A 23,541-nucleotide genomic window follows, 5' to 3' on the forward strand; every position below is an offset into this window, starting at 1 on the left:
GTTCTGACTCGCCGAACCCATCTGCGAATAATTCGAGAACAACCCGAAATTCATCGAACCCCAGCTGGACCCGAAGTCGTGGGTGGTGGCGTAGACCAACTGCTGACCGTTGTACGGAGCCACCGTGAAGTCCTTCAACGACGCCCAACCCGACCTCGGCTGCGCCAGCGCGCCCGTCGACGACCACCGGTACGTCGACGGCAGGTCGCAGGTGCCGGTCGGCGGCGGCGTGGTGGGGTCGGTTCCACCGCCGACGCGGACGAACTGCCACTGCTGGTTCGCGCCGTTCCAGTCGTCGTACTGCACGATGTTTCCGCCGTCGGCGGTCGAGGCGCCCTGCACCTCCATCACCTTGTTGCTGTTCCGATTGATCAACCGGACGTAGCCGCTGTCCGAGTCGGCCAACCGGAACTGCTGGTTGGTGCTGTTGTTATCGGTCCACTGCACGATGCTGGCGCCATTGGCGGTCGAGAAGCCCGAGACGTCCAGCACCTTGTTGGACAGCCGCGACTTCACCCGGTAGTAGCCACCACCAGAGTCGACGAACTGCCACTGCTGCTGGTTGCCGTTGTTGCGGGCCCACTGCGTGATCCGGGCACCGTCATTCGTGGCCAGGTTGTACACGTCCAGGGCCTTGCCGCTGTTGCGGTTGATCAACACGTACCACGCGCTCGTGTCGACACTCGCCGCGGCGGCGGGTGACGACACCACCGCTACGGCAGTGCCACCGACCATCAGCGCCGCTGCGCTGGCGGCGAGGAGACGGGGCAACCACCAGCGTCGCCGCCGCGACGGCGTTGCTGTCGATGGAGACCTATCGAGGGCAGACATGATCCTCCTCCAGTGACCAAGAGCCGAACGGCCTGCCCGAGGGTGGGCGTACCGCGACGCGTGGTCGAGCGCGCAGGCGTCAGCAAGTTAGCGTTAACAAGACGCCGGCGAGCCCGAGCGCACGCCTGAAGCGAGATCGACGAGGCAGGGCTTGCCCGGAAAGCCAAGGTGTCGTCGTCCTTAGGCATCGACTGTGAGCGATAACATGCCGTTCGTCAAGACGTAACGTGCTGGGAACATCTGCGGTTGTCGAACCATGGATCTTGAGGGGAACCGCCGCCCACCGACCTCCCGCAGGCGTCGCCCCAGATCCCGGCGCAGGCCAGGGCCGAATCCTTGAGGAGGGCGGTGTGCGCGCGTTAACATTCACGTTTGCCCATTGCCGGTGCGCCGGCAGAGTCAGGCCCGGCTCGTCGACCGGCTGCGGCACCCCGCGCTACCCACGCGCTGGCCCGGCCCTCGACCTGGTCGTCACCGCGGGCGTCCTGGTCGGCATCACGCGCAGCGCCACCCGGGGCCGCCGACGCTGTGCGCCGGAGGCCCCGGGTGGGCGTGACCGCACGAGCTATCGGCGGCTCCACTGCTGGTTGGTCTGGCCGGTGCAGGTCCAGAGGACGAGCTTCGTGCCGTTGCCAGTGCCGACGTTGTAGGGGTCCAGGCAGAGACCCGACTGCACGCCGGTGATGGTGCCGTTGGCGTTGACGTTCCACTGCTGGTTCGTTCCGCCGTGGCAGTCGTAGATGGTGACCAGGGTGCCCGGAGAGGTGCCATAACCGGCCGCGTCGAGGCACTTGTTGCCGTACACGGTCAGCGCCTTGCCACTCGTGTAGGTCCACTGCTGGTTGGTGCGGCCGTGACAGTCCCACAACTGCACCTGGAGGCCGTTGGTGGTCGAGGACCCGGGGACGTCGACGCAGCGACCGGACAACGCACCCACGATCGCCGTGGTCTGTCCGCCGCCGCCGCCACTGCTCGGGTCGCCGATACTGCCGGGAACCGACTGCAACGCGCTGTACCAGCGGGCGGCCATCTTGTCGTAGCCGCCGGAGGTGGGGTGAATGCCGTCGATCAGGTCGGCGGTGCTGAGGGCGCTGTGCATGTCGACCAGGTGCACCCGCTTGCCGGCGTTCACCTTGCTCTGCACGATGCCGGGGATCGCCGCGTTGAAGGTGCGGGCGGCCGCCTCCTGGTTGCTGTTGGAGAGCGGGATGATCTGCGCGACGAACACGTCCGCGCTGGGAGCCGTAGCGGTGATCCGGTCGATCAGGGTGGAGAGCCGGTTCGGCGCGGTGCTCACGTTGTAGTTCTGAAGGATGTCGTTGGTGCCGATGTGCAGCAGGACGGTCCGCGGCCGTTGGGTGTTCAGCCAGTTGACGATGTTCGCGTCGATCTGGTCGATGCGCCAGCCGGGATGCCCCTGGTGGTCGTGGTCACCCAGGCTGCCTGGCCCGTTGAACTGCGAGCCGACGAAGTCCACGGTGTACCGCCCGCTGGCGAGGCGCTGCCAGAGCCCGATGCGGTACCCGCCCGGCACCTGGGTGCCCTCGGTGATGGAGTCGCCGAGTGGCATCACCCGTACTCCGCCGTTGGATTCCGCGCTGGCCGGGCTGGTCGAGGTCAGCACCCCGGCGAGGACGACACCAAGTGCGGCGGTCGCCGCGAGCCATCTTGCCCTCGTTCGCATAGATTTCTCCCCTGCAGTGGTAGTGCTGACCGAGGAGTCAGGCCGTCGCGACTGTCCCCACACCGGCATGACGATGCCGTCGCAGCACTGGGACGGGTTTGTTAACGCTAACAGCGATTCATGTAAATTCTTCTAGCTGATTTGGCCCACGTCAAGCGCGCGGGCGGTCAGGGTTTGCCTGCTGAACGCCGCTGATGCGGGTGAGCACGACGGTGCGGCCAGGAGGGCGCCCAACTGCTTCGGCTGATCAGCCGATCGCCCCGGCACGTGGGTTGTCAGACGGGCATCCGGCCCCGCCCAGGTTCGATCATGAAGATCGGACCCGCGGCGGGACCGGATGCCCGTCCAGCGCCTGAACGATCCGGCCACGGCATCGACAAACGCGCATGACCAGGATCACGGCGCGGCTCACCGCAGCGGCGGTGCCAGCTTTACCAGATCAATGTTCCGGGCCCGCTCGATGATCGCCGGCCACCGGTCCATCAACAGTTGATGCTTCGCGTAGTCCTCGTCCGCCTCCCGCACATACCGATCGGCGTTCGCCACCAGGTGCTTGCCTACTCGCGCGTACCGGTCGTCGAACGGTATGAGCACCTCCTCGGCCATGGTCTTGATCCGCGCCACTCGGGATTCCCGGGCGGTCCCGGGAATCGCGCTGATTGCTCGACTGAGCGCGGACCGCACATCCGGAGGGAGCAGCTGCGCGGCCGAGGCATCGGCCCGGCCGACGGAGTTCGGCTCGAACAGCGGCCCGTAGACGTTGAAGTAGTCGGCGAATCGGGCCACGCCTTCCCAGTACAGCTGCTTCTGGTCTGGATCGAACCGCCCGGAGTGGTATTCGTGGAAGACCGTCCGCGTATGGTGCAGGGACGGGATGCCCAACGCCATCGCCGAGTCGAAGCTGAAGTAGTCCGCGGCCGGGTTGTTCCGGCTGGGGGTGTTGGGCAGCAGCTCGTGGATTCGGGTGATTGCCACGTTGCCGCAGTCGGGATTCGCGCCCTCATTGGGAACCAACAGCAGGGTACGCACGTCCCGCCCGTCGTAGACCTGCTCGGCCGGAAACACCTCGTGGACCAGGTCGACCACCTTGTCGAGGTCGAAGCCGAGAATCTCGTACAAGCGGTAGATGATCTCGTACGACCGACTGGCGAAGTCCTTGACGTCCAGGTTCCACTCGCCGAAGTAGTTGCCCCCCACCACGCAGATCGGTGCGTCCTTCACGCCCTCCGCTCCGGCGGGTATCGGCACGTCCAACTCGCCCACCGGCCGTCCGAGATAGGTCAGTTCCAACTCGATCGGATACTGCCCGGCGGCCTCGGGCACCTCTTCCTGCAGTAGCCGGGTGTCCGAGTCGCGCCGGTGCAGCGCATCCGCTCCGAACGACACCGTCATCAGGTAGAGCTTGTTCATCGCTATTCCGTAGTTGCGCTGCTGGGACAGGAACATGTCCTTGACCGCCGCCGGCTCGCCTACGAAGAGCTGTTCGAAATAGGTTCGCTGGAGATCAACTGTCAGGTGATGGATCCGCTGGTCCGGATGCTTGTTCGCCAGTTCTGCGAGGGTCCGGGCGTTGGTCGGGACGTACGGCCCCTGGTCAGTCTCGGACACCACCAGCGGGATCGATCTACCAAATCTCTGTCGCGCGAATTCCAGCTCGGTCAGGTAGCTGTTCGCTGCCGAGGAGCAGTCCCGGTTGGTGGGGATGAAGAAGACCGATGATTCGAATGCGGGTTCAGCTTGAAGCGAGGTGACCATGTCAGTCCCTTGTCTGTGAAGTCGGGCCAGACGTACCGCCGTGACTGGTCAGGGCGGCGCGGAGGGTGCCCCTAGCGGACGCCCACCGCAGCTGCCAGCCGCAACGCCTCCGGGTCCGTCGGTCGGTCGCGGAGCATCTGCTCAACGTGCCAGGCAGCTTCGACGCCGCGCCCGCGGCGCAACAGCCGCTGTGCGTACTCCGAATGGAAGTCAAATCCGCGGTCAAAGATGTCGGGATACTTGTCCTGATAGCGCTTCCAGACGTCGTACGTCGCCAGCAGCAGCTTGTCCTCGTCAGCGCTGATCTGCGGCTCGTCGGGCGTCTGCCCCTGGCAGACCGCTCGGTAGCGCGCCATGGCGACCGGGTTTCCGGCGACGCGGTATCCCGCTTCGACGAAGCGCCAGATGAAATCGGTGTCGTCGCAATACTGGACCGTGACGTCAAACCCGACCTTCCGGGCCGCCTCCGTCCGCACGACTGTCAGACTCGGCAGGATCCAGGTGCCCCGACACAGCGCCTCAATCGAATTCGGCAGCGTCCACCTCGGATAGTCGGAAAGCCTACGGACCGTACCGTCCGGCTCTTCGCAGACTCCGTCGTTGATGACCAGGTCGGCTGTCGGGTCGGCGGCGAACACGCCCAACTGGCTCTCCAGATAGCCCGGCTCCCACAGGTCGTCGCTGTCCAGCAGCGCCAGGAACTCGCCGTGGGCGTGGTCCAGGCCGGTGTTGCGGGCGGCGGGTGCTCCGCCGTTGGGCCGACCGACGATCCGCAGTCGCGGGTCGTGACCGTAGCGGTCAGTCAGGTCGCCAGCGGTGCCGTCGGTCGAGCCGTCGTCCACCACCAGCACGTCGATGTTCCGCAGGGTCTGGCCCAGCGCGGACTCGACCGCCTCGCGGACGATTTCCTTGCGGTTGTAGGTCGTGATCAGGACCGTCACCGGTACCGATCCACCGTCGTAAGCAGAGGTCACCGTCGCTCCTTCTGGAGTACCGTTTGTTTCCCGTTATCGACCTCGTTCGGCCCGGCGGCATCGCCGGGCTGCCACACCTCTGGCCGCGTCTCGGGTGGTGGCTCCGACCCACCGGCCACGACCGCCTGTGGCCCTACTGCGTTGGCTAGCAGAGCGATGGCCAGCGCCAGTGCGGCCGGGATGACCAGGGCTCCCCGGATGCTGACCCACTGGCCGACCACACCGATCAATGCCGGCCCGACCAGCAGGCCGCAGTAGCCGATGAGCGTCACCTGGGCAATGGCCTTACCCCTGTCGATCCCTTCCAGGTTTCCGGTGGCGCTGTAGGTGACCGGAGCCACCACGCACATCCCCAGGCCGAACACACCGAACGCGACGATGGCAGCGACCGGCTGGTCGACCAGTAGGCCAAGCGTCAATCCGCCGCCGGCGACCAGCGCGCCGAGCCGGACCGATCGGACCCGGCCCAGCACCGCCACGACCCTGTCGCCGAACAGTCGACCCACCGCCATCACCACGGAGAACGCGCCGTAACCGAGCGCCGCGACGCTCGTCGACGTTCCCAGGGACCGATTCAGGTAGATGGCGCTCCAGTCGTCCACCGCGGCTTCGCTCAGATAGAAGCAGAAGGCGATCGCTCCCAGCGACAACACCAGCAGCCGCGGAGCGCGACCACCCTTACCGGCACCGGTAGCTTCGCCGGGGCGGTCGGCCCCGATGCCGGCGGTACCCGGCGCGGTCAAGTTGTCGTTGACCAGCAGCCGCCCGCCCAGCGTCGTCACCACAGCCGCGGAGACCACTGCCACTACGGCGATGTGCACGGCAGGCGCCACCCCGATGCGAGCGGCCCCCGCACCGACCAGCGCAGCGACGACCCCACCGACGCTGTACATGGCGTGTAGGCCAGAAATCACCGGCCGGCCGTACGCGGTCTCCAAGACCACGGCCTGGGCGTTCATGGCGACCCCGAGCGCTCCGCCGAACGTACCGAACAGCACCATCAAGGTTGCGAACACCGGCACCGATGGCGCCAGCGGCAGTATCGACGTGATCAGGCAGAACAGCACAACGCTGACCCGGGTGACCAGTCGGCTGCCGAACCGGGTCACGGACCAACCAGACAGTTGCATGGTGGCCAGCGCCGCGACGACGCTGGCGGTGAATGCCAGTCCCAGCGAACCGGTGTCAGCATCCATGCGATCCATCAGGGCGGGCAACCGGACGGCGAAGCTGCCGCCCAGTACGCCGTTGACGAAGAACACCGAAATCAGCGCTGCGCGGGCCCACCGGTTCCGCAGCCGCGTCGCTGCGTCGTCAAAGACCTTCACTCGCCCTCCCCGCACGGTTTTGCCGGGAGCACGGGTGTCCGTGCTCCATCACCGGCTGGTCCCTGTCGAATGCGTTCGAACGCTGTCGCCAGCCCTCCTCGGCGCCATCCGACGTACTCCAGGAACCAGTCGGCTCCCGCCTCCGCGAATCCGGCGGCTCCCGGCCCGTCCGGGTCGGTCCGGCCCTCGACAATCAACTCGACCTTCGATCCCTGAAATCGCGCGTCGCCGTCCAGAGTGGTACGTATCCGAGTGACGTCGTCAGGGGTGAGATGGCCGTCCCGCTTCTCCGGGAACACACCGTCCACCATCCCGGCCAGGCGAAGGACGGATCGGCCCGGCCAGTAGCCGCCGACCCAGACCGGTATGGGCGTTGTCGGGAGGGGCAACAACCGAACCGCTTCCACCCGATGGAAGGTGCCCACCTGGCGAGCCGGTATGCCATTCAGAAACTGCCGTAGGAGCCCCAGCGCCTCCACCATTCGGTCCCGCCGACCGTTGTACGACGTCTCGTGACCGAAGGCGCCGAAATCCGCGTCAGCGGGGCCTCCCACTCCCGCCCCGAATCTGACGCGCCCAGGGGCGAGCTGCTGGAGTGCCACGAGTTGCTTCGCCACGATCCACGGGTCGCGGCGTGCCAGGGCGGTGACCATGGGCCCGATCACGATGCTCCTGGTCTTCGCGGCGATGGCGGCCATCGCGACCCAGGTGTCCGTGACCGCTATCGGAGGATCCCGCCGGTATAGCAGGTAGTCGTTGAGGAAGAACCCCTGCCATCCGTGCGCCTCGGCCTCGACGGCCAGCGACACCAGCACGTTCGGATTCGCGTACTCGCCGACCGTGGACACCATCAAGCCGCACTGCACGTATCGCCCCTGTCTCCCGAGCTCTGGCCGTCCGCGACGTCACCGCTTCAATTCGGCTGCCGCGATATCCAGTACGGCGCTCGTCACCGCGTCGACATCCCGCTCCGTCATCCCGGGCCAGAGGGGCAACGAGATCATCCGCTGGAACTCCGCTTCCGCCTGCGGAAAGTCGCCGGGACGGTAGCCGTAGCGGCGTTGGTACGCGGAGTGCAGGTGCAAGGGTATGAAGTGAACGTTGGCCCCGATGCCACGCTCCCTCAACTGGTCGAGGAACGAGTCACGAGAGCAGGTGAGGCGATCGAGGTTGAGCTTGAGTACGTACAGGTGCCAGCTGTGCGACTCCTCGTCGAGTCGTTTCGGCAGCTCAAGAGCCGGATGACTCGCGAACGCCGAGTCGTAGGATTCGACGATCGCCCGGCGAGCGCTGCGTCGCGCCTCCAGCGTGATCAACTGCTCACGGCCCAACGCTGCCGCCATGTCCGTCAGGTTGTACTTGAAGCCGAGATCCTCGATGTCGTACCGCCACGACCCCGAGCCGTACCGATCCAGCGCGCCTTTGCTCATCCCGTGCAGCAACAGCTTCCGAGCACGGGCAGCCTGCTCACGCTCTGGGAGGATCACCATTCCTCCCTCGCCCGCGCTGAGCGTCTTCGTGGCGTAGAAGCTGAAGGCGGCACCGTCGCTGGTGGTGCCGGCGTGTCGTCCGTCGCGGCGGGCCGGAAGGGCATGCGCCGCGTCCTCGAACACCAGGCAGGACGGGGCGACGGCGGCCGCGATGTCCTTCATGTCCCCGAGCAGTCCGGCGAAGTGAACCATCAACACCGCCCGGGTCCGGTCGGTCATTCGGCGTTCGACCTCCGCACCGGTCAGCATCAGCGAGTCGGGGTCGACATCGGCGAGCACCGGTCGTGCGCCGACATGAGCGACGGTGGCCGCGGTGGCGGTGAAGGTCATCGTGGGAACGATCACCTCGTCGCCGGGCCCGATGCCAGCGGCCAGTAGCAGGAGATGCAGCGCCGCGGTACCGGACGAGACAGCGATGGCGTCCTCGACGCCGACGGCACGGGCGAACTCCGCCTCGAACTCGCGCACCTGTGGACCGGTGGTCAGCCAACCGGATCGCAGCGTCCGCACCACCGCCTCAACCTCATCGTCGGTGACGATCACCCGGTGGAAGGGAACCTTGTGGGTCATGACTGCACCGTCCCGGCCAACTCGGCGGACACCAGGGAGCCAAGATGACCATTGGCGGTCACCGACACAGGCCCCGGCTGGTGGACGGAGTCCTGTCGGGTCAGGCCGGACCAGGAGCCTCCCGCTTCCGCGACGCAGACTGCGACCGCCGCGATGTCGTGCGGCTCCGCGAGGAAATCGATCATTACGTCGGCGCGACCACGGATGACCTCGGTGTGGCCGAAGGAATCCGCGTAGCCGCGCTCGGCCTCGGCCGTACGCACGATGCGGCGCAGCTGGTCGAGCTTGCCCGTCCGGCAGGCGAAGTCGATACCGTTGTGCAGGACGTACGCGTCCTCAATCCGGTCCACCAGGGACGTGCGTAACTGCTCTTCCCCTGCCTGGGTGCGGGAGTGACAACCCTTTCCCCGCTCCGCCCATACCAGGTCGCGCCGGGCGGGGTGAGCTATGACCCCGAGGTCGGGGACATCGTCCGCGACACAGGCCACGAGAATGCCCCAGAAGTCCTGGCCGCGCACGTACTGCTGGGTGCCATCGATGGGATCGACCAACCAGACCCGCCCGGAGCGGGATGTGACGGCCCTACCCTCCTCTCCGGCGAATCCGTCATCGGGGAAATGCGTACGGACAAACTCGAACAGCCTGTCCTCGATGTAGACGTCCATCTCGGTGACCACCGTGCGGTCCGGCTTTCGCCGAGTGGCGATGCCTGCGGAGTGCGCCTGTAACGCCTTTTCACCCAGTTCGTTGACGAGCTGCAGCAGTTCTTCGACGGGGTACCGATAGCCACCCACGGTCAACGCCTTCCGAGTTGGTCGAGCATCTCTTTCCTGAAGTCCGAATCATCGAACAGGGCGATGCGCTGGGCGTATACATTGCCTTCCACCGGCTCGTCGGCCGCTGTCGTCAACGGCAGGGTGTAACCAAAGAATCGGAAGCAATTGAGCAACATGGCGTCCAGCAGCAAATTGTCGTCGACCTTCGGCCGGGCCGACTCGTACGCCGAGACGAAGTCCCGGACGATCTCGATGTCCAGGTCGACGTCGCCGCGGAACGCGAACTCCATCGCGGCGATCGCCACGTCGAAGAACTGGGTGCCGTAGTAGGCGTCGTCGAAGTCGATGACGCCGACCACCGTTCCGTTCTGCACGATGACGTTGCCTGGGTAGAGGTCGGCGTGCACCAGCCCGAGCGGCAGCTCGTCCGCGACGAACGGCTCCCGGGCACGCTGCCACGCGGCAGCGATCCGCTCGGCGAACGGCTTTTCGGCCCGAGCCTCGAGGGTGTCGACCGACTCCTGCACAAGATTGTCGATGAAGTCGACGTCGCAGCGCGCCTTCTGGCCGGCAGGCACGAAGCCTTCCAGGGCGTTCTGCATGTCACCGAGTATTCGGCCCATCTGTTTGCCGATGGCCGGCGAGAGGTCAGCCTCGTCCATGACCTCGCCCTCGACGAACGTCAGAATCGTGTACAGGCGTTCATCCAAGGCCATCGGTCGGCTGCCGACCGTATCGATCGGGCGCTGCACCGGAATTCCGGCGGCGGTAAGACGCCGCAGGGCCGACAACTCGAACTCGATTTCGTCGATGCTGCGCTCGGCCTGGTAGACACGCAACAGGTAAGGCTGGTCCGTGCAGTCGACCCGGATGTTGGTATTGATGATCCCGCCACTCATCGGCGTTACGCTGACGACAGTGAGGCCGTGGCCGGCGAACAACTCCCGAACCACCTCCTCCCGAATCTCGACCGTCGCGTGGAGTCGTGGTTCCGTCATGGCGCAACTTCCTCTGATGAATTGTCGGCAGTGAAATTGATGATCAGCTTCGTGATCACCTTAGCGAAGGCGACGAGCGCCTCCACCTCGACATGTTCGTCGGGCGCGTGCGCCTGCGCGAGGTCACCCGGCCCACAGACCACCCCCGAGGCGCCGAGGGCGTGGTAGAGCCGCAGGTCGCAGGGGGACGGGAAGCCCGTCCACTCCGGCCTGCCTCCGGTCGAGCGGAGGGAAACCGACAGCGCGTTCGAAAGCCGACGATCGGTGGACGGGGGGTTTCCCGGAAACGACATCCGGGTGAGTCGGGGCACTACCTGCTCCGGCCCTCGCTCGCGCAACACGGCGGCCAACAGTTCACGCACATCACCGGTGGACATCGCGGGGGCCGAGAAGGCCACGCCCTCGACCTGGCAGGACAGCGGAGGAACCGCCGCGTCGGACCCTCCGATGATCTTGCCGATCGCCAGCGGATTGCTGTCGTACCCCGCGAACCCCGGACTGCTCCGGATGCGATCGGCGAGAACGTGCCTGGTCGTGGCGACGGCGGTGAGCGCCGCCGCCGCACGCTCGATGGCCGAGTCCGCGCCAGAGGACTCCGCCATATGGGTACGCCGGCCCTCCACGTCGAGAACAAAGTGGTGAAAACCGAGGGTCGCCTCGCAGATCCGCATGGACGTCGGCTCTCCGATAAGCACGTACTCCGGAGCGGGATGCGCGGCCAGCAGGGCCAACGTTCCGTTGCCGCCCAACTCTTCGTCGGGAACGCTGTGCACCTCCAGATTGACCGAGGGGCCACCCAGACGTAGCGCGGCACGTACGGCGACGGTGTAGGCCGCGAGCGCGCCCAGCATGTCGGAGGCACCGCGGCCGAAGACCGCGCCATCGCGGAGGCGTCCCCCGGCGAGTACCGGATCCGTCCACTCCTGCTCGTCCACAGGCTCCACGTCGATGTGACCGCTCAGCGCCAGCGTGGGCAGCGCGGGGTCGACGTCCACCCGGCCGACGACGAGCGGATGTACGCCCGGCTCGTAACCAGCGAAGTCGTCTGCCCACTCCTCCACGCCGACGTAGAGGGGATGGTGCCGCAGGTTGGTGGCCGCAGGAACATCGACCATCCGCATGCCAGCGTCACGCAGCGCGCTGCTCATGACGCTCTGCGCCCTCCGGATGCCCGCCGCCGGGCCCACGTACGTCGGACGGCATCCGATGAGCTCGGTGGTCAGCTCTACCAGCAGGTCGCGGTCCCGCTCGACCAGTTGGTCGACGTCTCGATCGAGTTGTCGCGTCATCATCCGTGGTACTCCCGAATCGAGGCGGCAAGGTGTACGCGCTGGGTGGGTGTGAGGGAGCGGCAGGGGATCAAGAGGGTTCGCCGCCACAGGTGTTCGGCACCGGGATACGCCTGGTTCGCGTACCTGGCATAGCGCCTTTGACGATGCAGCGGATAGTGCACCCAACTGGTCTGGAAGCCGTGCTGACCGAGGAAGGCCCCCAGCGGCCATCGGTGCTCGGGCGCCACACGGAGCACGAAGGAAGCCCCTGACCACTGTTCGCCCCGCACGGGTGGCAGCCCGACCGGAAGGTCCCCGATCAGTTCGGCAAGGGTTTCCGCCCGGTGGCGCCACCGCAGCACGTCCCTCGACAGTCGGCGGACCCGGTCGCGCAGCAGCACGGCCGACGCCGGAGCCATCGCCGTGGGCGGAGCCACTCCCTCGGGCCTGGCCGCCAGTGCCTCGGCGACGTCGTCCAGGAGTGGACGCGGTGCGAGCACACGCGATAGTTGACGCCGCAGCGCAGAGCCTCGCGAGCGCAGAAAACGCTCGTACCGCAACCGCAACGCCGCCCGACCGACAGAAGTCCGTTCAGGCGGAGGCAGTCGCGGCGGCTGGAGGTGGGACGTCAGGAGCAGCGCGCCGCCGCCGAAACAGTTCACCGGCTTGGTCCGCCCGAAGCTCAGCACACCAACGTCACCCAGCCGGCCCGCCGGGACGCCGTGCAGGCTCGCGCCCAGGGCCTGCGCCGCGTCGTCGACGACGGGTATCGACATCTCCCGCGCCAGGTCGACCAGTTCGCTGGTGCTGCTGGCCACCGCGCCGAACTGATGGGTCAGGACGATCGCGCGCGTACGGCCGGTGACAGCACGGACCATGCTGGCCGGGTCGGATGCCCCGGTAGCCGGATCGCTGTCGATCAACACGGGCACCGCGCCGACGGCCAGGATCGCGTCGATGACCTGAGGGCAGTTGAACGTGGCGAGCAGGACCTCGTCCTCCGGGCCGATGTTCAGGCATTCGAGGGCCAGGACGAGTGCGCTGGTGCCCGAGTCCGTCAGCAGCACCGGGTCGGGAGACCCGAGGTACCGAGCAAGGGCGTGGCCCGCAGCGACCGAGGCGTTCTGGTGTGGCTGTCGAGCCAGCCGTGCCAGGTCCAGGGCGGTGGGCGCGTCGTCGTACACGGCTGCCCGAACCGTTTCTGGCATCGGAACGTACCGCGTTTCGCTCATGGCACGGCCTGCCCGCCCGCCACGAGGCCACGCGTACTGAGCCAGTCGAGCCCTCGCCACAGGTTCACGCGTCGGTGGTAATCCGCCTCGGCCAACTCCAGGCTCATCGTGAGCCCCGCACCGCAGAGCGACTGAGCCAGGGCGGAGTACCGCACGTCATCGCCCGGGACTTCGCCCCCTCGGGCCTGCGACCGGCGAACCGGGAGCGCGACGCCGGACACCGCACCGAAATGCAGATGCTTGAGCCTGTCCCGCAGGACGGTGGCGTCCAGCAGTTCACAGTGCTGGACTGGCGGCAGGACATCAGCTGGCACGTCGGACCGGGTCGCCTCGTGTGTGCTCTCCAGGGCACCGACCCAGTGCGCGAAGTCGAAGGTGATTCCGACGTTGCTGAAGCGCAGATCAGCGAAGTCCGACGGGTAGACGAAGACGGCGTCCACGTCGTCACCGAGGTCACCGACCAAGGGCATGTTCTCCACGCCGAGCCACAGATCAGTCCCAGCGAGGTGCTCGTCCACCTCGCCGAACACCTTGAGGAACCGCTCTCGCAGCGAGGCGAAATCATGCCGGTGCAGGCGTTCCACCGGAATCAGATAGTTGCTGTGTACCACCACCCCCCTTGCGCCACGGCGCAGGGCGATGTCGATGAACTCGTACAACCGGTCCCGGATCCAGCGATCTTCGAGGTAGTTGGCGTCCATCGGAAAGTGCATGGTCAGAGGAGCTTCCGACGCCACGGCCGCCAGGTTGCGGTCCAACACGGCCAGCTCACGCAGCTCGTCGGCGCGGAACAACAGCGCCTCGACGCCGTACCCCCGGTCGAGCCAACGCTGGTCGAGCTGGCCGACATCCAGGCCCCAGAATGGCATGAGAGGTTGGATCCCTGAAGTCACGAGTCGGCCCCCTCGTACACCAGGTAGGGCCGCTCAACGGCCCCCCAGCGCGACTTGGCGAATCGTTGGCCCGCGGTCATGGAAGCACCCAGGTCGACCGTCGCGACCCCTCGGTCCACGGCCATCCGGAGTGCGGCGGCGAGGATCGCGTGCGTCGGCATGAGGTGACGGTCCGCCGATCGGTAGGCACCGATCCAATGGAACAGGTGTCGTGCGTGCCGGAGGAACATGCCGACCCCGATCGGCCGCCCCTGGCAGTCGGCCCGCAACAACCAGACGTGGTCGTCCCCGAGTGACACCAGGGACCGCAGCAGAGCGGGAGACGTGCGGTAGGTGGCGCCGACCCGTTCCATCGACTGGTCGTAGATGTCGTAGAGGCCGTCTATCTCGTCCGCATGCCGCACCAGGGTCACCGTGACCCCGTTGCGCCAGGAGGCGCGCGTCGCGGTTCGCGCGTTCCCGGTGAGAACGGACGACCAGGTGAGGTCCCAGGAGGGCGCAAGGCTGACAACGTTCGTGCTGCGTTCGCTGCCGCCCGGCCGATCCAGCACCAGACCGAGGTCGGGCGAGCAGACGATCCTCGCGAACCAGGTGCCCAGTGCGTCCTCCACAGCACGGAGAACGGCTTCCGGCTGGTCGGCTTCCGTATCAGCGGACAGTGGCAGTGGGCCGCCATAACCGATGGGCGCTGACTCGATGCCGCGCGGCGTCTGGAAACTCTGACACAGCCAACGGCCGCGAGGCATGTCGATCAGATGCCGATGGGGCTCCCAGCCGAACTCTCTGCTGACGCACTCGGCCCACTCCCAACTGTGGAAGAAGGTGGCGCCGACAGCCTGGGCTGCCATCGCCGTCCAGGACTGTCGGTCCGTCACCGTTCGCAGTCCCTTGGCGGTCGTGGGCGCACGCCGCGACGACGAGATCGACACCTCGCGGCACCGCAACTCAGCTCACCCCGACCAGATCGGCCGACTCTCGCATCGCCGCGGCCACCCTGCCGATGCCGTCCATCAGGTGCACTTCCGGCGCGTATCCCAGGCGTCGACTGGCGAGCCGGTGCGAAGCGACCCGGTGCTTGATCTCGATGTGCGACGGCCGGTCCAACTCAGTCGGATCGACGTTGACGATCTGGCTGCCGGAGTCGAGTGTGCGCACCACCCCGGCGGCGACAGCCATCAAGCTCCAGGTGTCGGCTCCCGAGATGTTGTAGATGCCTGAGCTCCCGTCTCCCTCGGCCACCGCAGCCAGAGTGCCGGCGACGAAGTCCGTGATGTAGGTGAAGGTCCGAAGCTGCTGACCGTCCCCGACGAGGGTGATCGCTTCGTCGCGGAGCGCCAGCGACACGAAACGGGGAATGACGAAGTCGAGACGCTGCTGCGGCCCGTACACGTTGAAAGGACGGATGATCGTCGCCCGCATGCCGTGTGCCGCTGCCTGCTCCCGGACGAGCTGCTCCGCCGCAGACTTGGCCTTGCCGTAGGCCGACAACGGGGCATGCGGCGTCGATTCGGTGATGGGGAAGACGTTTGATTCCCCATAGACCTCAGACGACGACACGAACACGAAGTGCCGACATCCAGCCCGCGCCGCCGCGTCGAGCGCGGTTCTCGTTCCGCCCAGGATCACGTCTGTGGTGCTGCCCGCGTCTGCGGCTGCTGTCGAAACGCCGACCACGGATGCCAGGTGGAACATGATGTCCGGCTGGAGGTCACAGACGGTCGAGGGGGCAAGGGTGGTCACGTCACCGATGAGGTGACGGGTACCGGGAAAATCGGCGAACGGTTTGCGGTCGAGCCCAGTGACGGACGCACCGAGCGCCACCAGGCGACGGACGAGGTGTCCCCCGATGAAGCCGGCGGCGCCGGTGACGAGGACCCGCTTGTTGCGCAGGTATTCGAGATTCACGGACATCGTTGTCAAGGAGGTCTCCGAGGGTGTAGGTCGGTTACGGCCGTTCGGCAGAGGCTGCGACGTCTGAGCGACCGACGGCCGCCTTGGGGGGAGATTCAGACCCGAGGAGGTGCTGTGGTCACCCGTTCACAGCCGCACCACGTTGTCGCCCTGCAGGAAGCCACGGGTGTCCAGCACCGTTCTTGCCGGGCTGAAATCGGTGCTCAGGTACTGGCTGTGCTTCTGCAGCACGACGACGACGTCCGCGAACCGGAACGCTTCGTCCGGCGACCCGAGTGCGGCCAGGTCAGCGCCGCCCACCGTCAGGCACTCGATGTACGGGTCGTGAAACCTGACCTCGACGCCCGCGGCGACAAGGTGCTCGGCGAGCGGAATGGCCGGGGACTCGCGGGCGTCGGCAACATCCTCTTTGTAGCTGACCCCGAGCAGCGCCACCGAGGTGGGACGGTCCTCGGAGGGTGCGCGCAGCTTCATCACTCGGTCTGCGACATAGCGGGGCATCCGCTCGTTCGTCCGATCGGCGATGTCGATGAACTCCGACTTGCTGCCCAGGTCCTGCAGGCGGCGAGAGAGATAGATCGGGTCGACGGGGATGCAGTGACCGCCGACGCCCGGCCCCGGAGTGAACGGCTGGAACCCGAAGGGCTTCGTCGCCGCGGCGCCCACCACCTCCCAGAAGTCCACGTCCAACGCCTCGCTGAGGACCAACATCTCGTTGACCAGCCCGATATTGACGTACCGGTAGGTGTTCTCGAGGAGCTTCGCCATCTCGGCCTCCCGCGTGCCCCGCACCGGAACCACCTTGTTCACGACGCGCGAGTAGAAGCTCTCGGCCGCCTTCGCGCAGGCCGCCGTGTGGCCACCCACGATCTTCGGTGTGTTCCGTACGCTGAAATCCGGGTTTCCCGGGTCGATCCGCTCCGGTGAGAAGGCCAAGAAGAAGTCGGTGCCAGCGGTCAGGCCGGACTGTTCGAGGATCGGCAGGACCACCTCCTCCGTGGTGCCCGGATAGGCCGTGGACTCCAGAACCACCAGGGTGCCGGGAGAGAGATGGGCCGAGACCTGCCGGGCGGCGGACTCGACGGCCTTGAGGTGCGGCCGGCGCTGGTCGTCCAGTGGAGTCGGGACACAGATCACCACAGTTGCCGCAGCGCTGATCACCTCAGCGGAAGTCGTAGCGGTAAAACCACTTTCGAGCATCCGCCCGAGGTCCTCGTCAAACACATCGCGGATGTGGGAGCGGCCAGCCATGAGGCCATCCACAACGGCATTGTCAATGTCGACGCCCATCACTCGTAGCCCATTCAGTGAAGCTTCGTAGGCTAATGGCATGCCGACGTAGCCGAGACCTAGGACCACCAAATCAATTTGCGGCATTCCTCATTTTCCTTACTGAGACTGGGTTCGCGCCGACCCGCCCTCTCAGCCGTGACGCATCGGATAAAGCCCGCGCGTCTCACGGTCGAAAAGGCGTTCGTTCAGGCGTCTTCGGACGTCGGGCACCGACGAGATGACCGAATCGGATCGGCCGGTCCCAGCTTCGGCGATGGCGTCTACGGCGTTCCCTACATGCGCCGCCTGCGGTCTTGAGGCGGCTGACCGCGCGGATGAAACCGCAGGTCAGACCACGTAGGCGCGCCCTGTCTTGTCCGCGGGCCCAGCCGCGCGCCCGGCACTGCCATGGGCGTCCTGCACTGCGGCGATAAATCGGGAGTGCAAGGCACTCCCATTCCAACACAATCCCCGTGTCATTGACGAGCTCCCCGTTTCCGTGTTACTCAAAACCGATAGGCACACGCAGCAGCATCACCCCTATCTCTCCTCGCGGAGCAGGGTGACGCCGAGTTCTCTGGCGGGCCGCACGCTGAGTGATCGCGTCGGTCTAATCGAGACGGTAGTCGATGCTCTCTCCGTCGACAAGGCCCGATGCCGAGCAGATAGATCTTTCCGGGTAGGCCGGGGGCCGGCGCGGCACTGTGCAAATTTGAAAATTGACCGATCAACGATGAGACGTTAGAGCGGACAGTTGCTGGCTGACCAGGACTTAGTCATGGTTCAGTGTTATCCGCTTGTGGGGCCAGCAGCGCGGGCCTGGTGGCGGTGTCGCCGAGCGAGCCAGCGGTTGATGTGATCGGGCTTACAACACACGGCCACCAACATCGGCCAGCCTCGCTGCCCCAACCACCCGGGCAGGATCCCCGGAAGTGACGGCGAGCTATGGCCTGCTCCCGTCAACGTCGGCTGGGGACCGGCCCTGGTCCTGGCCCTGGCCCTGGCCCTGGTCCGTACCTGCCGTCGTCGACGCCGGGTCCGGGCGGGGGCCTCCTGTCGGAGCGAACGCCGTGCAAAATGCCGGCGACTGCGGAACCGACGCCGGTGCCGACGACGAGCGGACACCCGAGCAGCAGCGTTCCGTTGACGGCGACCGCCACATCCGGCGACGCCCCCGAGCCGAGCAGCGCGGCGACAATCAGGAACAGGACGGCCGCCTGCCCGACGACTCCCGTGACGACGCAGGCGAGAGTGGCCGCCAGCACTGGGTGGCGACGTTGCGGCTTCCGTACCACGTGCACAGCGGAAACGACCTGCAGAAGGGGACCGACCAGTAACGCCACGAGAATCGAGAGGTACAACGACACGACGAGAATCGTGACGGCGTTGATCAACCCGTACCGGAGTCCGAGCCGGCCGGGTCGTCGCGGGCGGCCGGGCGGTGCGTCGGGCTCCGGCACCGCCGCGGTGGAGTCGGGGTGGACAAGAGCCGCACCAACCGGACCGGCCCGCCTCCGGTGGAGCCTTGCCATCAGACAGGCGACCCCGGCGCCCAGTGCGACCCCGAGCGGCACCGGGTACCAGGACGCCTGGACAAGCCCGGGGAGGCTTACCGCAGCACCGGGGGCCCGGGACGACAGCATGAACAGGAAGATCGTCCAGGTCGTCCAGACGAGCCCGACGACAAGGCCACCGAGGGCGGCGGCGGCGACCGGATGGTGCCGGCGCCGGAGTCGATGAGCCAGATGGGCCGCGCAGGCCACTTGGGTCACCACGACGACCCCGTAGACGGCGAGGAAACTCGCCAGGCCGCCCCCCGCTGACCGCACGGGCTCCGCCACGATCAGGCCCAGCGTAATGGCGACGAGGCCCCACACGAAGCCATGGAGCAGGCTGGGCGTCAGACCGGACCTGGTCCGTGGCGCCGAGGGTGTGTTCCGCGTCCTGCCCTGGAGTACGTCGGCGACGAGCGGCAGGGCGGCGAGGACCAGCAGCAGCGGGCCGGTGCGTTGATACGGGTACAGGGCGAACCGCAACGGCAGCTCAACGACGAGCGCCGACGCCGACAGCACACCCTCGACGTCGATCAACGGCCCGATGATCGATTGCGTCAACTGGCTGACCAGGAAGGTCAACCCCACGTAAATCGGCACGATCGACATGCCGAGGGTGGTCCAGCCCAACGCTCTCGACCACGGCCTGCGGAGGACCGCCAGCACCGGGGCCCAGGCGGTCGCCACCACGGCTAGCCACCGATAAGCCAACCACGCCGCGCCGCACAGGGCCGGTATCCAGAGCAGTAGCTGGAGGGCGAAGGCATCCCGTGCCGTCATCGCGATCGAGATCACCGTCGAGTCGAACAGGACGAAGCCGATCGCCAGACCCAGGCCCAGACCGACCGCGACGCGCCGCCCGTCCCGATGGCCCCGGGTGGGGTCCGGGTCGCGGAGGATCTCGACGGCGAACGCGACGAGCACGAAGCCTGCCCCGACGGCGTAAGCGGCGACCATGACCAGGCCCCAGGCACTGTCGGTCGACGTCGTGGCGACGCCGTAGATGATCGTCTTGGTGACCAGTCCCACCGCGAACCAGACCCAGAAGTTCGTCGCCTCGAGCAGCCGGCCGTCGCGCATCGCCGAGATCCGTCGGGTCAGCGAGGGGTGCGTCCACAGCAGCACGGGCCGTCGGGGCGAGTGGGGAAAATGACTCTCGAGCGTCCGGATGAGGTCGTCCCCCGACGCCCACTGCGACACCCGAGCATCGGCGAGGAGTTCACGGCTGCGCAGCACCGACCTGCCCAACAGCAGCACCGCTGCTGCTGATCCCAGGAACTGGAGGGCGACGGCGGCGTCGAACAGCTTGTCACCCGCCGTTCCGCCCGCATTCGTCCACGGCCGGGCGATCGACAACAGAATCGTCAGGGCCACCAACGGCATGGCGACCCGCCAGGCGATGACGGTGAGGAAGCCAATGTCGACGTCGCGGTTACGGACGTGCGCCAACTCGTGCAGCACCACCGCGTCGAAGACCGCGCGGTCCCGGTGCCGGAGTGTCTCCAACCCGGCAGAAAGGACGACACACCGGTGCCCGGTCCGCCCGAAGGCCAGCGCGGTGCACCGCGGATCGAGGTTGTCCCGCAGGTAGGTCACCGCCGAGGGCACGCCTGCGATGTGCTGCAACTGCGCCAACGCGTCGAGCAGCCCCGGCCGGCCGTCGGCACCCGGTGGGTGGGTGCCCGTCACCTGCCCGAGGCGCTCGTACCGCCGGCGCCGGACCCGCCAAGCGGGCAGCCACCACAGCGCCACGATGACGATCGTCCAGAAGGACACCACCCCGATCAGCGGCCAGGCTCCGGACCGGCCGGTCCGCGGGCAGTCAGCCAGTTGGCCGAGTCGCTGGTGGAAGGGCCCGTCGGAGCGGAAGACATCCCAGAAACCGTGCGACCGGGAGATGTCCATCAGATCTCGGTAGACCGCATCCTGGCAGGCGTTGACCGCCTCGATCGCGGCGCTGTCGTAGTCCCCGAACACCCACGGCAGCAGCCAGTTCGTCACGGTGGCGACCGTGGCGGTCGCAGCGACGACGAGCAGGACGAACCGCAGCGTGGTCGTCCAGGTGACAGGAAGTGGGGATCGAACGGGATGCGGGGGGTCAGGGCTCGACATCGGCGATCGCACTACCCGGCTCGTCCGGCCCGGCGGCCAGCTCGGCGACGATCGCGTCGGTCACCAGCTCGGCCTGGGCCGCGGTGAGCCCCAGCACGCGGGCCTTGCGCAGGGCGACCGTCCGGATGGTTGCCAACTGCTCGCCGGTGGGGTTCCACCGCGCCGGCAGCGGATTCGGGCGCCGCAGGATCCGTCGCACCCAGAAGGCGACACGGGCGGTGACGGTCCGTGCGGCCACCTCGGCGTAATGGTCGGCCAGCATTTCCATGATTTTGTGAAGCAGGTACAGGACCGGGATGGTCAGCATGCTCAACACGCCGTCCACGCCGATCCCCAGCGCCTCGTTCCGCCGCGCCGCGCGTCGTCGTTGTCGCCAGGACGCAGCGTCGAACACCCGCACCGTCGAGGCGAACTGTGGCAGCTCGTCCGGCGCAAGCCGGGCGATGACCTGGCGAGCCACCTGGTGCGCGTACTCGGTCTGCAACGTCGTCACCGTCAGCCGCCCCTCTGCCGCGAGTCCGGTAGGGCCACAGACACGGAAGGTACACGGGGCGTGCTACCTCCGATCCTGGCCCGACGTGAAGTGACCCCCTGAGGCCCTGACTGGGGGAACGCGGACACGGCACCTGGTACTTCCACTGCTCAGAGACGAACCTGCTCGGCCGCTGCGAGCGGATCCGCCGTGGCGGCCACCCCTCCCGCTTGCAAGTCGCGTTGATCCTGTGGCGCTCTACATCCAGGTAGCGGATCTCCTCACCAAGAAGATCGAATCCGGGAAGCTCAAGCCTCGTCAGCCACTCCCCTCCGAGGCTCACCTTCAGCAGGAGTACGGCGTTGCTCGCGGAACGGTGCGAGCGGCTATCCGCCTGCTGCGGGAGCGAGGTCTCGTCGTGACGCTCCCGGCGCGCGGGACGTTCGTCGCCGAGCGCTAGTACGGCAGCTGCCGTACTAGCCGCCGACCGGGTCTCCAGGACATGGAGGATGCACCCCTCGACCTCCGTCCGGCTGAGCTTCAGGAGGTCTGCCTCGTCGACGAACGCCGACAGTTGGAGCAGCGTCTCCCGGTAGTTCTGCGCGGTGCGAGGGGAGCGGTTGCGGATCTTGAGGTCACGCTCGTAGGCGTTGAAGTGGAGCAAGTTGATCTTGGCCATGCACGGAGAGTAAGAAGGTATTCACAGTCATGGCTAGACAAGAAGAAGCCCCCTAGCTGCCATTGGGCCTGCTAGAGGGCTGTCTGTGCGCCCGAAGGGACTCGAACCCCTAACCTTCTGATCCGTAGTCAGATGCTCTATCCATTGAGCTACGGGCGCTTGTGCTCAGCCAGTGTACACACCCGGCTTTCGCGCGGAGACTCCGGGATTCGAACCCGGGAGGGGCTTTAAGACCCCAACCGCATTAGCAGTGCGGCGCCATAGACCAGACTAGGCGAAGTCTCCCTGGTGATCCTCAGACCACCGCGCCCGAGGATACAGGTCGCCACCCACCGGGAGCAAAACGACTACCGGGGTACGCCCGACGGGCCCACCCGCCCTCGGTGATTCCACGCTGTGCGACGGCGTGATCGGGACTACGCTCCATCGATATGCAGGAGCAGCCGCCCAGCGAGCCGACCCGTCGTGAGCCTGCTGAACGAGCGCGTCGGCGCTCCCCACGGGCCACCTTCAGGCCGCCGATCGTGGCCGAGGAGCCCACCGAGACGGTGGAGCCCGCAGAGGCGGTGGCACCGCCGGCAGCGCCGGCGAGCCCGCGTCCTCGACGGGCCAAGGCTGCCCCGGCGGTGCTCTTTCAACCACCGGAGCCGGAGCACCCCCTGCCTCGACAGCCTCGACGCGCACCGGACGACCGCCGAGCGCACGTCGGCCCGCCCACCGACCTGACCACCGACGCGACTGCCGGGCAACCAGAACGGTCGAACGGTGACGAACCAACCCCGTCGACAGGCGTCGCACCGACACCGCCGAAGGCCCGCACCACCCCCACTCGCAAGGCAGCCCCCCGGAAAGCGGCCGAGACGCCGGCCGAGGTGACCCCGACCACGCCAGCGCCGAGCAAGCGCGCCGCGAGCACCAGCACACCGGCGACCCCGGCCAAGGCAGCGAAGGCCACCAGGCGCGCGGCCACCCCACGCAAGAGCACCACGCAGGCAAAGCCCGCCCCCGAACCCGTGGCCGAGCAGCAGACGACACCCGCCGAGCAGGTCACGGCACCGGCAACACCTGCCGCGCGGCAGGCTGAGCCGGCTCTGGGGCGTACCCCGGAATGGGAGCTGCGGGCGGTCGTCGCGGGCGTGCTCGACCACCCGGGTTTCGCGCCGGAGCTGTTGGCGCTGGCCGCGGTGCGGGCGTTCGGTCCCGGCGCGGCCGGGTGGGCTGCGGGGTTGCGCGACAGGTATCCGGACGCGTCAGCGGACGGCCTGGCCCGGTTGGCGACCCGGCGGTTCGTCCGCTCGGCGGGCGCGGGCGGGGCGACCGCGGCGCTGGCCGGCTTCTTCGCGCCGGTGGCCGAGCTGGCGGCGGTGCTGTGGACGCATGCGGAGCTGGTGCTGCACCTGGCCGCGGCGTACGGCAAGGATCCGACGCATCCCGACCGGGCCGTCGACCTGCTGGTGCTGACCCAGGTGCACCCGGACCGGGCGAGCGCGGCGGCGGCCCTGGCCGCCGCGGAGACGGCGGGCGACCCGGTCGAGGGGGCGTGGCCACGGGCGGCGGAGGCGGCCTGGCGGCTGGCCGCGCCGCTCACCGCTCAGGCCGGCGGTTGGGTGGCGTTGCGGCTGGTGGCCCGGTTGCTGCCGGGTGCGGCGGTGCTCGCGGCGGCGCTGGGTGACGCGGCGGCGGCCGACCGGCTCGCGGCCCGGGCGGCGGCCATCTACCGACCCGGTCGGGGCTGACCGG

19 protein-coding genes, 2 tRNA genes and 1 pseudogene are annotated in these 23,541 nt (G+C 67.5%); 2 read left to right on the forward strand and 20 right to left on the reverse strand.

Annotated elements, in window-relative coordinates:
- The 17 genes from V6U86_RS07310 to V6U86_RS07390 all read right to left on the reverse strand — a co-directional run.
- Nucleotides 1–831: non-reducing end alpha-L-arabinofuranosidase family hydrolase (locus V6U86_RS07310; RefSeq protein WP_334499956.1), on the reverse strand; the 831-nt coding region annotated here is incomplete at its 3' end.
- A 565-nt stretch (nt 832–1,396) separates the two neighbouring features.
- Nucleotides 1,397–2,515: a ricin-type beta-trefoil lectin domain protein gene (locus V6U86_RS07315; protein ID WP_334499958.1), complete on the reverse strand. Its 1,119-nt coding sequence runs from the start codon at nt 2,513–2,515 to the stop codon at nt 1,397–1,399.
- A gap of 408 nt (nt 2,516–2,923) precedes the next feature.
- Complete coding sequence (locus V6U86_RS07320; protein WP_334499961.1) at nt 2,924–4,270, reverse strand: DUF6271 family protein; 1,347 nt, start codon at nt 4,268–4,270, stop codon at nt 2,924–2,926.
- 71 nt (nt 4,271–4,341) lie between these two features.
- Complete coding sequence (locus V6U86_RS07325; RefSeq protein WP_334499963.1) at nt 4,342–5,244, reverse strand: glycosyltransferase family 2 protein; 903 nt, start codon at nt 5,242–5,244, stop codon at nt 4,342–4,344.
- Nucleotides 5,241–6,572, reverse strand: a complete 1,332-nt coding sequence (locus V6U86_RS07330; protein ID WP_334499966.1) for an MFS transporter — start codon at nt 6,570–6,572, stop codon at nt 5,241–5,243. Before V6U86_RS07330 ends, V6U86_RS07325 begins: the two co-directional genes overlap by 4 nt.
- Complete coding sequence (locus V6U86_RS07335; protein WP_334499969.1) at nt 6,569–7,423, reverse strand: LLM class flavin-dependent oxidoreductase; 855 nt, start codon at nt 7,421–7,423, stop codon at nt 6,569–6,571. Before V6U86_RS07335 ends, V6U86_RS07330 begins: the two co-directional genes overlap by 4 nt.
- Nucleotides 7,424–7,477: 54 nt before the next feature.
- Nucleotides 7,478–8,632 carry a DegT/DnrJ/EryC1/StrS family aminotransferase gene (locus V6U86_RS07340; protein WP_334499970.1) on the reverse strand — a complete coding sequence of 385 codons (1,155 nt, stop codon included), beginning with the start codon at nt 8,630–8,632 and terminating at the stop codon, nt 7,478–7,480.
- Nucleotides 8,629–9,426, reverse strand: coding sequence for an inositol monophosphatase family protein (locus tag V6U86_RS07345; protein WP_334499972.1), 798 nt, complete (start codon nt 9,424–9,426; stop codon nt 8,629–8,631). The genes V6U86_RS07340 and V6U86_RS07345 overlap by 4 nt, the downstream gene beginning before the upstream one ends.
- 2 nt (nt 9,427–9,428) lie before the next feature.
- Nucleotides 9,429–10,307 carry a phosphotransferase gene (locus V6U86_RS07350; protein ID WP_334499974.1) on the reverse strand — a complete coding sequence of 293 codons (879 nt, stop codon included), beginning with the start codon at nt 10,305–10,307 and terminating at the stop codon, nt 9,429–9,431.
- A 95-nt stretch (nt 10,308–10,402) separates the two neighbouring features.
- Nucleotides 10,403–11,698, reverse strand: coding sequence for a M20 family metallopeptidase (locus V6U86_RS07355; RefSeq protein ID WP_334499977.1), 1,296 nt, complete (start codon nt 11,696–11,698; stop codon nt 10,403–10,405).
- Nucleotides 11,695–12,885 (reverse strand): DegT/DnrJ/EryC1/StrS family aminotransferase, encoded by a 1,191-nt coding sequence (locus tag V6U86_RS07360; protein WP_334499980.1) that lies wholly within the window; start codon nt 12,883–12,885, stop codon nt 11,695–11,697. Before V6U86_RS07360 ends, V6U86_RS07355 begins: the two co-directional genes overlap by 4 nt.
- A 20-nt stretch (nt 12,886–12,905) precedes the next feature.
- Nucleotides 12,906–13,778, reverse strand: coding sequence for a TIM barrel protein (locus V6U86_RS07365; protein WP_334499983.1), 873 nt, complete (start codon nt 13,776–13,778; stop codon nt 12,906–12,908).
- A gap of 20 nt (nt 13,779–13,798) precedes the next feature.
- Nucleotides 13,799–14,677, reverse strand: a complete 879-nt coding sequence (locus tag V6U86_RS07370) for a GNAT family N-acetyltransferase (protein ID WP_334499986.1) — start codon at nt 14,675–14,677, stop codon at nt 13,799–13,801.
- 70 nt (nt 14,678–14,747) lie between these two features.
- Nucleotides 14,748–15,713: an NAD-dependent epimerase/dehydratase family protein gene (locus tag V6U86_RS07375; protein ID WP_334499988.1), complete on the reverse strand. Its 966-nt coding sequence runs from the start codon at nt 15,711–15,713 to the stop codon at nt 14,748–14,750.
- Nucleotides 15,714–15,839: 126 nt separating this feature from the next.
- Nucleotides 15,840–17,090 (reverse strand): nucleotide sugar dehydrogenase, encoded by a 1,251-nt coding sequence (locus tag V6U86_RS07380; RefSeq protein WP_334499990.1) that lies wholly within the window; start codon nt 17,088–17,090, stop codon nt 15,840–15,842.
- An 854-nt stretch (nt 17,091–17,944) separates the two neighbouring features.
- Nucleotides 17,945–20,539, reverse strand: coding sequence for a M48 family metalloprotease (locus tag V6U86_RS07385; RefSeq protein ID WP_334499993.1), 2,595 nt, complete (start codon nt 20,537–20,539; stop codon nt 17,945–17,947).
- Nucleotides 20,540–20,636: 97 nt separating this feature from the next.
- The gene (locus V6U86_RS07390; RefSeq protein ID WP_334499995.1) at nt 20,637–21,143 is read right to left on the reverse strand and encodes a hypothetical protein; all 507 of its coding nucleotides are present in this window, start codon (nt 21,141–21,143) and stop codon (nt 20,637–20,639) included.
- A gap of 229 nt (nt 21,144–21,372) precedes the next feature.
- Between V6U86_RS07390 and V6U86_RS07395 the strand changes: the two genes are divergently transcribed.
- The gene (locus V6U86_RS07395; protein WP_334499997.1) at nt 21,373–21,582 is read left to right on the forward strand and encodes a winged helix-turn-helix domain-containing protein; all 210 of its coding nucleotides are present in this window, start codon (nt 21,373–21,375) and stop codon (nt 21,580–21,582) included.
- Nucleotides 21,583–21,636: 54 nt separating this feature from the next.
- On the opposite strand, the pseudogene V6U86_RS33345 reads toward V6U86_RS07395, so the two are convergent.
- The 3 genes and pseudogenes from V6U86_RS33345 to V6U86_RS07405 all read right to left on the reverse strand — a co-directional run.
- Nucleotides 21,637–21,801: pseudogene (locus tag V6U86_RS33345) on the reverse strand (hypothetical protein); the annotation flags it as partial.
- Nucleotides 21,802–21,887: 86 nt separating this feature from the next.
- A tRNA-Arg gene (locus V6U86_RS07400) sits at nt 21,888–21,960 on the reverse strand.
- A gap of 35 nt (nt 21,961–21,995) precedes the next feature.
- Nucleotides 21,996–22,086: transfer RNA gene (locus V6U86_RS07405), tRNA-Ser, on the reverse strand.
- Nucleotides 22,087–22,325: 239 nt separating this feature from the next.
- Between V6U86_RS07405 and V6U86_RS07410 the strand changes: the two genes are divergently transcribed.
- A complete protein-coding gene (locus V6U86_RS07410) occupies nt 22,326–23,537 on the forward strand; it encodes a hypothetical protein (RefSeq protein WP_334500000.1) in 1,212 nt (403 codons plus the stop codon).
- Nucleotides 23,538–23,541 lie beyond the last annotated feature (4 nt).

The organism is Micromonospora sp. CPCC 205558, from assembly GCF_036902955.1.
GTDB lineage: Bacteria > Actinomycetota > Actinomycetes > Mycobacteriales > Micromonosporaceae > Micromonospora.